The 11,336-nt window shown below is 71.1% G+C and carries 11 protein-coding genes, 1 tRNA gene and 1 pseudogene; 2 read left to right on the plus strand and 11 right to left on the minus strand.

Annotated elements, in window-relative coordinates:
* Positions 1 to 138: 138 nt before the first annotated feature.
* The 8 genes from cysN to JNW89_RS15380 form a co-directional block, all read right to left on the minus strand.
* Positions 139 to 1,467, minus strand: a complete 1,329-nt coding sequence (cysN, locus tag JNW89_RS15345; RefSeq protein ID WP_238449434.1) for a sulfate adenylyltransferase subunit CysN — start codon at positions 1,465 to 1,467, stop codon at positions 139 to 141.
* Entirely contained in the window at positions 1,467 to 2,381 is a 915-nt protein-coding gene (gene cysD / locus JNW89_RS15350; RefSeq protein ID WP_238449435.1) for a sulfate adenylyltransferase subunit CysD, read from the minus strand. Before cysD ends, cysN begins: the two co-directional genes overlap by 1 nt.
* Before the next feature lie 79 nt (positions 2,382 to 2,460).
* Positions 2,461 to 3,279, minus strand: coding sequence for an inositol monophosphatase family protein (locus JNW89_RS15355; protein WP_238449442.1), 819 nt, complete (start codon positions 3,277 to 3,279; stop codon positions 2,461 to 2,463).
* A gap of 116 nt (positions 3,280 to 3,395) precedes the next feature.
* Positions 3,396 to 3,986 carry an aminoacyl-tRNA hydrolase gene (gene pth / locus JNW89_RS15360; protein ID WP_238449436.1) on the minus strand — a complete coding sequence of 197 codons (591 nt, stop codon included), beginning with the start codon at positions 3,984 to 3,986 and terminating at the stop codon, positions 3,396 to 3,398.
* Positions 3,987 to 4,182: 196 nt separating this feature from the next.
* Positions 4,183 to 4,890 (minus strand): 50S ribosomal protein L25/general stress protein Ctc, encoded by a 708-nt coding sequence (locus JNW89_RS15365; RefSeq protein WP_238449437.1) that lies wholly within the window; start codon positions 4,888 to 4,890, stop codon positions 4,183 to 4,185.
* Positions 4,891 to 5,177: 287 nt separating this feature from the next.
* Positions 5,178 to 6,158: a ribose-phosphate diphosphokinase gene (locus tag JNW89_RS15370; RefSeq protein WP_238449438.1), complete on the minus strand. Its 981-nt coding sequence runs from the start codon at positions 6,156 to 6,158 to the stop codon at positions 5,178 to 5,180.
* Between the two features lie 51 nt (positions 6,159 to 6,209).
* Complete coding sequence (gene glmU, locus JNW89_RS15375; protein ID WP_309139988.1) at positions 6,210 to 7,739, minus strand: bifunctional UDP-N-acetylglucosamine diphosphorylase/glucosamine-1-phosphate N-acetyltransferase GlmU; 1,530 nt, start codon at positions 7,737 to 7,739, stop codon at positions 6,210 to 6,212.
* A gap of 101 nt (positions 7,740 to 7,840) precedes the next feature.
* Positions 7,841 to 7,912, minus strand: a tRNA-Gln gene (locus JNW89_RS15380).
* A gap of 208 nt (positions 7,913 to 8,120) precedes the next feature.
* On the opposite strand from JNW89_RS15380, the gene JNW89_RS15385 reads away from it, so the two are divergent.
* On the plus strand, positions 8,121 to 9,077 hold the full coding sequence (locus tag JNW89_RS15385) for an acyl-CoA desaturase (protein ID WP_375155100.1): 957 nt from the start codon (positions 8,121 to 8,123) through the stop codon (positions 9,075 to 9,077).
* Between the two features lie 117 nt (positions 9,078 to 9,194).
* Positions 9,195 to 9,866, plus strand: a complete 672-nt coding sequence (locus tag JNW89_RS15390) for a TetR/AcrR family transcriptional regulator (RefSeq protein ID WP_238449444.1) — start codon at positions 9,195 to 9,197, stop codon at positions 9,864 to 9,866.
* A gap of 12 nt (positions 9,867 to 9,878) precedes the next feature.
* On the opposite strand, the gene JNW89_RS15395 is transcribed toward JNW89_RS15390, so the two are convergent.
* The 3 genes and pseudogenes from JNW89_RS15395 to JNW89_RS15405 all read right to left on the minus strand — a co-directional run.
* Positions 9,879 to 10,355, minus strand: coding sequence for a DUF4383 domain-containing protein (locus JNW89_RS15395; protein ID WP_238449440.1), 477 nt, complete (start codon positions 10,353 to 10,355; stop codon positions 9,879 to 9,881).
* Between the two features lie 152 nt (positions 10,356 to 10,507).
* Positions 10,508 to 10,962, minus strand: a pseudogene (locus JNW89_RS15400) (DUF4383 domain-containing protein).
* Between the two features lie 115 nt (positions 10,963 to 11,077).
* Positions 11,078 to 11,336: ABC transporter C-terminal domain-containing protein (locus JNW89_RS15405; RefSeq protein ID WP_238449441.1), on the minus strand; the 259-nt coding region annotated here is incomplete at its 5' end.

An 11,336-nucleotide genomic window follows, 5' to 3' on the forward strand; every position in this document is an offset into this window, starting at 1 on the left:
CCCCCGCGCCGACCCCACGCGGCGCGCCGGCCGCACCGCCCGCCGAATACAGAGAAAGAGTGGCTATCCACGCTGGAATAGCCACTCTTTCTCGGTAAGTGCGTCTGCCGGGTCGCGCGCGGGCCCGGACCGGGTGGGTCAGGCGGTGTCGACGATCATGCCGGCGGCGACCGTGCGGTTGGTGGACTCGTCGATGATGACGAAGCCGCCGGTGGTGCGGTTGCGGCGGTACTCGTCGGCGAGCAGCGGCACGGTGGTGCGCAGCCGGACCCGGCCGATCTCGTTGAGCTTCAGCTCGCCGGCCGCCTCGTCCCGGTGCAGGGTGTTGATGTCCAGCCGGTAGTGCAGCCCGCGGACGATCGCCCGGGCGGACCGGGTGGTGTGCTTGATCGCGTACTTGCCGCCGACCTGGAGCGGGCGGGTCTCGTCCATCCAGCAGACCATCGCCTCGATGTCCTGCGACACCGCCGGGGAGTTGTTGGGCCGGCAGATCATGTCGCCCCGCGAGATGTCGATCTCGTCTTGCAGGCGGACGGTCACCGACATCGGCGGGAACGCCTCGGCCACCGGGCCGTCCGCCGTCTCGACGGAAGAGATCCGGCTGGTGAAGCCGGAGGGCAGCACCATCACCTCGTCGCCCGGCTTGAGCACGCCCGAGGCCACCTGACCGGCGTAGCCCCGGTAGTCGGTGACGGTGGTGGACTGCGGACGGATCACGTACTGCACCGGGAACCGCACGTCGACCAGGTTGCGGTCGGAGGCGATGTGCACCCGCTCCAGGTGGTGCAGCAGCGACGGGCCCTCGTACCAGGACATGTTCTCCGAGCGGGTGACGATGTTGTCGCCCTTGAGCGCGGAGATCGGCACCACGGTCAGGTCCGGCACGTCGAGCTTCGCGGCGAACGCGGTGAACTCGTCGGCGATCCGCTCGAAGACCTCCTGCGAGTAGTCGACCAGGTCCATCTTGTTCACGCAGAGGACCAGGTGCGGTACCCGCAGCAGCGAGCAGAGGAAGGCGTGCCGGCGGGACTGCTCGACCAGGCCCTTGCGGGCGTCCACCAGGATCAGCGCCAGGTCGGCGGTGGAGGCGCCGGTGACCATGTTCCGGGTGTACTGGATGTGCCCCGGGGTGTCGGCGATGATGAACTTCCGCCGGGGGGTGGCGAAGTAGCGGTACGCCACGTCGATGGTGATGCCCTGCTCCCGCTCGGCGCGCAGGCCGTCGGTGAGCAGCGCCAGGTTGGTGTACTCGTCACCCCGGGCCGCGCTGACCGCCTCGACGGCGGCGAGCTGGTCGGTGAAGAGCGATTTGGTGTCGTACAGCAGGCGGCCGATCAGGGTGGATTTGCCGTCGTCCACGCTGCCGGCGGTGGCGAAGCGCAGCAGGTCCATCGGCCGGGCCTCCGGCCCGGCCCCGGTGGCGGCGCGGCTGTCCGCCGCGCCCCCGGCGATGGTCTCGGTGCTCATCAGAAGTAGCCCTCCCGCTTGCGGTCCTCCATGGCGGCCTCGCTGACCCGGTCGTCGCCGCGGGTCGCGCCGCGCTCGGTGATTCGGGTGGCGGCCACCTCCTCGATCACCTTCTCCACCGTGTCGGCGTCCGAGCGGACCGCCGCGGTGCAGGAGGCGTCGCCCACGGTGCGGTAGCGCACCCGGGCCTTGGACCGCTCCTCCCCCGCACGGGGGCGGAAGAACTCGTTCACCGCGTAGAGCATGCCGTCGCGCTCGACCACCTCGCGCTCGTGCGCGTAGTAGATCGAGGGCAGCGGAATGCGCTCGCGGGCGATGTAGTGCCACACGTCCAGCTCGGTCCAGTTGGAAAGCGGGAAGACCCGGATCGACTCGCCCGGGTGGTGCCGGCCGTTGTAGAGCGACCACAGCTCGGGGCGCTGGTTCTTCGGGTCCCACTGGCCGAACTCGTCGCGGAAGCTGAACACCCGCTCCTTGGCCCGGGCCTTCTCCTCGTCCCGCCGGGCGCCACCGAAGAGCGCGTCGAAGCGGTGCTTCTCCACCGCGTCCAGCAGCACCGGGGTCTGGATCCGGTTGCGCATGCCGTCGCCGGACTCGCGGACCATGCCGCTGGCCAGGGCCTCCGGCACGCTGGCCACGATCAGGTGCAGGCCCAGCTCGGCGACCCGCTGGTCGCGGTACTCCAGGACCTCGGGGAAGTTGTGCCCGGTGTCCACGTGCATGACCGGGAAGGGGATGTTGGCCGGGGCGAACGCCTTCTGGGCCAACCGGAGCATGACGATCGAGTCCTTGCCGCCGGAGAAGAGCAGCACCGGGCGCTCCATCTCCGCGACCACCTCGCGCATCACGAAGATGCTCTCCGCCTCGAGCGCGTCGAGGTGGGAGACCTGGTAGAAGCGGGCGGGGGCGGTCATGACACGGTCTCGATCGGCGCGGATCCGCTCATGGATTCCAGACCTTTCCGGTCGGATACATCAAGAACAAGCGCTCAGGCTACCCGGAATGTCTCTGCAGCGCTGCAAGCAACCGAGTGGCGAGATCCTTGCGGCAGACCAGCAGGTCCGGCAGCCGCGGATCCGCCTCGTTGTATTTCAGCGCAGAACCGTCGATCCGGGAAGCGTGCAGGCCGGTGGCCGTCGCCACAGCGACCGGGGCGGCCGAGTCCCACTCGTACTGGCCACCGGCGTGGATGTAGGCGTCCACCTCACCGGTCACCACCGCGGCGATCTTCGCGCCGGCCGAGCCCATCGGCACCAGGTGCGCGCCCACGTCCTCGGCCAGGTCGCTCAAAAAGACCGGCGGCCGGCTCCGGCTCGCCGCCAGGCGCAGCGTCCGCCCGCCACCCGAGGTCGCCGCCGCCAACGTCATCGGGGGGTACGCCGGCGGGTAGTCCGTGCCGAGCACCCGGTGCTGCGCCGGCAGCCCCACCGCCCCGGCCACCAGCCCGTGCGGCGTCGGCGCGTTGCGCGCCCAGAGCGCCACGTGCACCGCCCAGTCCGAGCGCCCCTCCTCGGAGAACTCCCGGGTACCGTCCAGCGGGTCGATGATCCACACCCGGTCGGCGGTCAGCCGGGACACCGCCCCCGGGTTCACCTCCGCCGCCCAGGCCAGCCGCGAGCCCTCGTCCTCCTCCGACAGGACCGCGTCACCGGGCCGCCACCGGGCCAGTTCGGTACGGATCAGGTCGTGCGAGACCTTGTCCCCGGCCGACTTCAGCGCGCCCGCGTCGGCGAACCCCATCTCGGCCCGCAACCCCAGCAACGCCTGCCCGGCCCGCGCCGCCAGCCACCGGGCGAACGCGCCGTCGATCATCGGAGGACTGCCCACGTACCACTCCCGTCGCCTCGCCGCGATCCGGGACGCGGGTCGCGGCACGCCAGAAGGCGCAGACTACCGGCCGGGGCGGCCGGTCCCGGTACGCCCCGCCCTCAGGCCCCGTGGTACGCGTTCTGCGTCGGCTCCACGCCCTTGGTGACCACCGACTCCACCACGTCGGCCGCCCGGTCCACCAGGAACTCCAGCTCCTTGCGCTCCGCAGCGCCGAAATCCGACAGTACGTAGTCCGCCGGGTCCTGCCGCCCCGGCGGCCGGCCGATGCCGAACCGCACCCGGACGTACTCCTTCGTCCCCAGCGACTTCGACATCGAGCGCAGGCCGTTGTGCCCGCCCTCGCCGCCGCCGATCTTGACGCGCAGCTGGCCGTACGGGATGTCCAGCTCGTCGTGCACCGCGATCACCCGCTCGGCGGGGATCTTGTGGAACTGGGCCAGCGCCGCCACCGGACCGCCCGAGAGGTTCATGTACGTCAGCGGCTTGACCAGCACCAGCTTCGGCCCACCGAAGCCCAGCCGCCCCTCGGCGGCCTCCGCCACCGCCCGCTTGTGCCGGCCGAACTTCGCGCCCACCCGGCTCGCCAGCAGGTCGGCGACCATGAAACCGACGTTGTGCCGGTTACCGGCGTACTCCCGACCGGGGTTGCCCAGGCCGACCACCAGCCACGGCCCCGCCTCGTCCGTCACGTCCCGTCCCTCCCGCTCGCCGCAGCACCGCCGTAATCGTCCCGCCACGCCCGCCGGCGCCGTCGCGCAGCACCGCCGTAATCGTCCCGCCACGCCCGCCGGCGCCGTCGGGCAGCACCGCCGTAATCGTCCCGATACGCCGACAGGCGCCCCCCGCTGTCCGCCGGGAGCGCCTGCCGTAAATGTTGCGAACCGATCAGGCCTCGGTCTTGGCCTCGGCGCTCTCCTCGCCACCGGCGGCGGCCGGCTCGCCGGCCTCGGCGCCCTCGGACGACTCGGCGGTCTCCTCGCCGACCCCGGCCTCGACCTCCTCGTCGGCCACCTCGACCTCGGGCAGGGTCGCCTCGAGCTGCTCGGCGGTCGGGGCGGCGGTCACCGAGGCGATCGTCTGCTCCGCGTCGGCGACCAGCTCGACGCCGGCCGGCAGCTGCACGTCGGCGGCGGTCACCTGGGTGCCGGCCTCCATGCCCTCGATCGAGGCCTCCAGGTGGTCCGGCACCTTGGTGGCGTCGGCGGTCACCGAGAGGGTGTCGTGGTCGTGCACGATCAGGGTGTCCTTGGCGGCCTCGCCGATCAGCTGGACCGGGACCTCGACCGTGACCTTCTCGCCCCGGCGGACCAGCAGCAGGTCGACGTGCTCGAAGGTGTCCTTGATCGGGTCACGCTGGATCGCCTTCGGCAGCGCCAGCACCTGGGTGCCGTCGCTGACCTCGATCGCGAAGAGCTGGTTCGCGCCGCCCTTGCGGATCGCGGCCGCGAAGTCGCGGGCCGGGAGCGCGATGTGCTTGGGCTTCTCGCCGTGGCCGTACAGCACGGCGGGCACCTTGCCGGCCCGGCGGGTACGACGGGCACCACCCTTGCCGAACTCGGTACGGGGCTCGGCGCTGATCTTTACCTCGGACACGGGGAAACTCCTGATGCTTTCGCTACGGCGGCTTGTCGTCTTGCGGTGCTGGGGCGAGGGGCTCGCTGGGGCTCATGCGTCATGAACGACTGCCCGGAGCACCGCGTCGATGACGGTGCCTCCGTGCGGTGCTTTTCAGCGGCCCGCCGGGCACCCTCGCCGTGGCAACCGCACCAGTCTACCCGAGCTGATTCCGAGGTTTCCGGCAGTCCCCTCATCACCGTCCCCGCCGGCGCGTCGGCCGGCGGGAACGGTGCCGCGCCGCGGTCATAGCCGCGGCGCCGCGCTCAGCTCAGGCCGCCGAAGAGGGTGGTCACCGACCCGTCGTCGAACACCTCGCGGATCGCCCGGGCCAGCAGCGGCGCGATCGACAGCACGGTGAGCTTGTCGAGCTGCTTCTCCGGCGGGAGCGGCAGCGTGTTGGTCACCACGATCTCACTGATCGGGCTGTTCTTCAGCCGCTCGGTCGCCGGGTCCGACAGCAGGGCGTGGGTGGAGGCGACGACGATCTCCGCCGCACCCGACTCCTTGAGGATGTCGGCGGCCTTGCTGATCGTGCCACCCGTGTCGATCATGTCGTCGACGATCAGGCAGACCCGACCCTCGACCTCACCGACCACCCGGTTCGCCACCACCTGGTTCGGCTTCAGCGGGTCCCGGGTCTTGTGGATGAACGCCAGCGGGCAGCCGCCCAGCCGGTCGGTCCACCGCTCGGCCACCCGCACCCGGCCGGAGTCCGGCGCGACCACCGTCATCGGCCGGCCGGCGTACTTGTGCTCCACGTACTCGGCCAGCACGTCCATCGCGAAGAGGTGGTCCACCGGGCCGTCGAAGAAGCCCTGGATCTGCGCGGTGTGCAGGTCGACCGTGAGGATCCGGTTCGCGCCGGCGGTCTTCAGCAGGTCGGCCACCAGCCGGGCCGAGATCGGCTCCCGACCCCGGTGCTTCTTGTCCTGCCGGGCGTACGGGTAGAACGGCAGCACCACGGTGATCCGCTTGGCCGAGCCGCGCTTCAGCGCGTCGATCATGATCAGGGTCTCCATGACCCAGGTGTTCACCCCGTGCGTGACGGACTGCACCACGAAGGCGTCCGAACCGCGCACCGAGTCCTTGAAGCGTACGAAGATCTCGCCGTTGGCGAACTCGTACGCGTCGGAAGGCGTCGGCGCGACGCCGAGCACCTCACCGATCTCCTTGGCCAACTCCGGAAAGCCACGTCCGGAAAAGAGCATCAGGCTCTTGCGGTTTTCGGCGACGATGCTGCCCATGGGCCCGTCTGCTCCCGTTGGTCGGTGGTTCCCGGCGGCGGTGGCCGGGGACTATTCGGTTGCAGTATCCCCCGCGGCCGACGGCCGTCCCACGGTCTCGGCGTCCCCGTGGATTGCCTCACCTTCCCTTGCGACCGGGCCACCGGCCGACGCACCCTCCGCCAGCGCCCGCTCCGCCGCCGCGGCCGACACCGTGCCGGCCCGCTTGCGGGCCACCCAGCCCTCGATGCTGCGCTGCGGGGCCCGGGTCACCCCGAGCGCGCCCGGCGGCACGTCCTGCGAGATCGCGCTGCCCGCAGCCACGTACGCCCCCGCGCCCACCTCGACCGGCGCGATCAGGCTGGTGTCGCAGCCGATGAAGGCCGCCTCGCCCACCACGGTGCGGTGCTTGTTCACCCCGTCGTAGTTCACGAAGATCGTCGCCGCGCCGATGTTGGCCTTCGCCCCGATCGTCGCGTCACCCACGTACGACAGGTGCGGCACCTTGGCGCCCGGGCCGACCTCGGAGTTCTTCACCTCGACGAACGTGCCGACCTTCGACTTCTCGGCCAGCCGGGCGGCCGGGCGCAGGTACGCGTACGGGCCGACGCTGGCCCCCGCACCCACCTCGGCGCCCACCGCGTGGCTGCGCAGCACGGTCGCCGCCGCCCCCACCACGGTGTCGATCAGCGTCACGTCCGGCCCCACGACGGCCTGCGCGCCGACCGCCGTCGTGCCCCGCAGCTGGGTGTTCTGGTCGATCACCGCGTCCCGCTCCACGGTGGCGGTGACGTCGATCCAGGTGGTCTCCGGGTCGAGGATGCTCACCCCGGTCCGCATCCACGCCTCGTTGACCCGGTCGCGCAGCAGCCGGCGCAGGCCCGCCAGCTCCACCCGGTCGTTGCAGCCCAGCGTCTCGACGTGGTCCGCGGCGACGTGCACGCCCACCGGCTCCCCGGCCGAGACGAGCAGGCCGAAGACGTCGGTGAGGTACTCCTCGCCCTGGTCGTTGTCGGTGGAGAGCTTGCCCAGCGCGTCCCGCAGCCGCACCGCGTCGAACGCGTAGATGCCGGCGTTGATCTCCCGCAGCGCGCGCTGCGCCGGGGTCGCGTCCCGCTCCTCGACGATCTGCTCCAGCCGCCCCGCGGCGTCGCGCACGATCCGGTCCAGGCCGGTCGGGTCGGGCACCTCGGCGGCGAGCACGGTCGCCGCCGCGCCTTCGCCCTCGTGCGCAGCCACCAGCGCGGCCACCGTCTCGGCGCGCAGCAGCGGGACGTCCCCGTTGATCACGACCACCGTGCCGGCGGCCTCCGGCACCGCCTCCAGCGCGATCCGCACGGCGTGCCCGGTGCCGAGCTGCTGCGCCTGCAGGACCGGCGTGGCGTCCGGGGCGATCTCGGTCAGGTGCACCCTGACCTCCTCGGCGCCGTGACCGACCACCACCACGGTGCGGTCGGCGGCCAGCGGCGCGGCCGCGGTCAGCACGTGACCGAGCAGCGTACGACCGAGCAGCGGGTGCAGCACCTTGGGCAGCGCCGACTTCATCCGCTTGCCCTCACCGGCGGCGAGCACGACGACGGTACGGAGGTGGGGCTGGGGCACGACGTGGCTCCCGTCGGGAAGGCGACACTCTCGCGGTCATGCTAACCAGACTGCGGGGCAGTTCGTCCCATACCCCACGTGCCGCGCGATATCGGAGAAGGCTCGGCCGCCAGGGTTCGAACCTGAAACACGGGTACCAAAGACCCGGGTGTTGCCAATTACACCACGGCCGATTGTGACGCAAGACAGCTTAGCGCCTCCCTCTCAGCGGCCCCACCCCTACGTGATCGCTGCACCGAGCCCTGCGACGAGACCCGATTGTTCACCCGATAGGTCGGCCCGCGCCTCCAGGAGCTTCATTCATGTCCGCAACTGTTCACTCCACCGGCGCGGAGCCCTAAGTTACGGTGACGTAGGCGTATCTCTGCGCTGGGAGGTGCCATGTCGACCGTGACGGACGAGAGTGCCACCGGGCCGAAGCCACTCACCCAGGGCCCGCAGTCCACGGGCATCCTGATCGCGCTGTGGGCCTTCGTGGTCGTACCCTTCCTGGCCCTGCTCGCCGCCGTCCCGGTCGCCTGGGGCGGTTGGCTGAGCGGCACGGACCTGGCCATCGCGGCCTTCTGGTACCTGCTCTCCGGGCTGGGCATCACCATCGGCTACCACCGGTACTTCACCCACGGCTCGTTCAAGGCCCCACGGCCGGTGCGGGTGGCGTTGGCGGTGGCGGGCTCATTCGCCGTGCAGGGCGAGATCATCCAGTGGGTCGCCGACCACCGCCGGCACCACGCGTTCTCCGACGCCGAGGGTGACCCGCACTCACCGTGGCGCTACGGCGAAAGCGTCCGCGGGCTGGCCCGGGGCCTGTTCCACGCCCACGTGGGCTGGCTGTTCGGCCGGGAGCTGTCCAACCGGGCCCGCTTCGCCCCGGACCTGCTGGCCGACCGCGACACCCGGCGGGTGGACCGGCTCTTCCCGCTGCTGGTGGTGGTCTCGGTGCTGGGGCCGGCGGTGCTGGGCGGCCTGGCGACCTGGTCCTGGTCCGGGGCGTGGACGGCGCTCTTCTGGGGCGGTCTGGTCCGCATCGCGTTGCTGCACCACGTGACCTGGTCGATCAACTCGGTCTGCCACGTCTACGGCGAGCGGCCGTTCGCCGTGCGGCCGGGCGACCGGGCGTCGAACTTCTGGCCGCTGGCGCTCCTGTCGTTCGGCGAGAGCTGGCACAACCTGCACCACGCCGACCCGACGAGCGCCCGGCACGGCGTGCTGCGCGGCCAGGTGGACATCTCGGCCCGGGTGATCTGGTTGCTGGAGAAGGCCGGCGCGGCGCGGGACGTCCGCTGGCCGAAACCGGAGCGGATCGCCGCCAAGCTGGTGAAGCCGGCCGCACGCCGCTGAAACCGGGCGATGCCCGCGGAGGTTACCTGGCAGTATGGCCAGGTGACCGAGGCAGACGGGCACGGCGGCAGGAACATCCCACGACAGGGCGTCACCGAGCGCCGGCGAGGTGACGAGATGGCGGACGAGGCCACCGACGGACGACGGCGGGCGGCGGCGGGCGCGAAGCCCACCTCCCGGGTACGCATGTCCGCGGCCCAGCGGCGGGAGCAACTGATCTCGATCGGCCGGCAGATCTTCGCCGAGCGCGGTTTCGACGCCACCTCCATCGAGGAGGTGGCGTCGCGGGCCAAGGTGTCCAAGCCGGTGATCTACGAACACTTCGGCGGCAAGGAAGGCCTCTACGCGGTGGTGGTCGACCGCGAGGTGCGCGCCCTGCTGGACCGGATCACCACGGCGTTGACCGCCGGACACCCGCGCGAGCTGCTGGAGCAGGCGGCGCTGGCGCTGCTCACCTACATCGAGGAGGAGACCAGCGGGTTCCGGGTGCTGGTCCGGGAGTCGCCGCTGATGTCGGCGACGGGCAACTTCAGCAGCGTGATGAACGACGTCGGGCACCAGGTGGAGCACATCCTGGCGGCCGAGTTCTCCACCCGGGGGTACGACCCGAAGCTGGCCGAGCTCTACTCGCAGGCCCTGGTCGGGATGGTGGCGTTGACGGGCCGCTGGTGGCTGGAGGTGCGCAAGCCACGCAAGGAGACGGTGGCGGCGCACCTGGTCAACCTGTCCTGGAACGGGCTGTCCCACCTGGAGGCGAAGCCGGGCCTGATCACCCGCAAGCGGGCCTGACCGCCGGCCGGTTCAGCGGGTGCCGGCCTCCGCGATCGGGTGTTGCCGGCGGCGGCGCTCCTCTTCGGCGTGCTCGTCCGTGCCGACCTTGTCGTAGAGGCCGGTGGCGAGCAGCAGCAGCCCGAACAGCATCGACACGATCACCGTGGACATGGAGAAGTTGAGGAAGTTCGCGGTGGTCTGCAGGACCGACATCATGGCGATGCTGGTGACCAGGAAGACCGCCCCGGCGGTCAGGTTCATGTAGTGCCCGAGGTTGCTGCGTCGGGACGCCCCGATCATCAGCACGATCCCGAAGGCCACGGAGACCAGCGAGAACGCCAGGTTGGTGCGGAGCCCGAGCGCCCAGTTGGGGCCCCGGTCGAAGAGCGGCTGCCCCCAGGTCTGGAAGACGCCCCAGACGCCGAAGACCAGGATGTAGAGCCCGATCAGCCCGGCGACGACCCGGTACAGCGGGCGCGCCGGATGGTTCACCGGAAAGTGCGCCATTGACCCCTCCGTCCGAGTACGACCACTTCCGGAGAATTGTCCCCCAGCCCGCCGCCCCCTGTCCGCCGAACCGGCCGGCAGGAGCCACCAACGAAAGATCCCGCCCCGCCCGGAGCGAGCCACGGGCGGAGCGGGACCAGTGCGGAGCGCGATCAGAGCACGAGGCGGGCCTTCTCGAAGGCTTCCTTCTCCTCGTCGGTGCCGACCTTGCCGTACATGCCGGCCATCAGCAGGACCAGGCTGAGCGTCAGCACCACGATGACGGTGAGGACGCTGAAGTTGCCGATGTTGGCGTCGGTCTGCAGGAACGCCAGCTCGGCCAGGCCGAGCACCATCAGGCCGTAGGCCAGGAACTGGTTGATCGCCACGTCGAGGTTGCGGCCGATCACGGTGCCGGCCAGCACGACGATGCCGAGCAGGATGCTGAGCAGCGAGAATCCGAGGTTCGTCCCCTGACCCAGGACCGTGGTGTCATCCTGGGCGAAGAGGTCGTTGCCGGCGCTCGCGATGACGCCGAGCACACCGAAGACCACCAGGTACAGACCAACGAGCCCGCCGATCGCCCGGTAGATCGGCGCGCGGGGTGGTTGACGGGGGTATGGGCCATGTCTGAGTCTCCAACGCCGTGGGGATGAGAGAGGTCGACGACGATTGTCCCGCACGCCGGGATGTGACGCCGCACACGGCCCCCGTCTCGTGCCGGGGCGGGCGCGTGGCGCCGGTCAGACCGGCGGGATCTCGTCGGCCAGGGTGAGCCAGGTCTCCTCGGTCCGCTCGCGCTCGGCGCGTACCTCCTTGAGCTGCGCGTCGAGTTCGGCGACCTTGGCGTAGTCGGTGGCGTGCGAGGCGAGCTGGTCGAGCAGCCCGGTCTCCTTCTGGTCCAGCTTGGCGATCTGCCGTTCCAGCCGGCTCAGCTCCTTGCGGGCCTGCCGGGCCTCGGCGGCGGACATGCCGGTCGGGGCCGCGGCGCCCGGGGCGGCG

Source organism: Micromonospora sp. 4G55 (genome assembly GCF_016803375.1).

What these genes read in the sequence shown, in the direction of transcription:
- cysN (WP_238449434.1), bottom strand. Translation starts at nt 1,467, where the DNA reads ATGAGCACCGAGACCATCGCCGGGGGCGCGGCGGACAGCCGCGCCGCC.
- JNW89_RS15370 (WP_238449438.1), bottom strand. Translation starts at nt 6,158, where the DNA reads ATGGGCAGCATCGTCGCCGAAAACCGCAAGAGCCTGATGCTCTTTTCC.
- JNW89_RS15395 (WP_238449440.1), bottom strand. Translation starts at nt 10,355, where the DNA reads ATGGCGCACTTTCCGGTGAACCATCCGGCGCGCCCGCTGTACCGGGTC.
- cysD (WP_238449435.1), bottom strand. Translation starts at nt 2,381, where the DNA reads ATGACCGCCCCCGCCCGCTTCTACCAGGTCTCCCACCTCGACGCGCTC.
- JNW89_RS15355 (WP_238449442.1), bottom strand. Translation starts at nt 3,279, where the DNA reads ATGATCGACGGCGCGTTCGCCCGGTGGCTGGCGGCGCGGGCCGGGCAG.
- JNW89_RS15390 (WP_238449444.1), top strand. Translation starts at nt 9,195, where the DNA reads ATGGCGGACGAGGCCACCGACGGACGACGGCGGGCGGCGGCGGGCGCG.
- JNW89_RS15385 (WP_375155100.1), top strand. Translation starts at nt 8,121, where the DNA reads ATGTCGACCGTGACGGACGAGAGTGCCACCGGGCCGAAGCCACTCACC.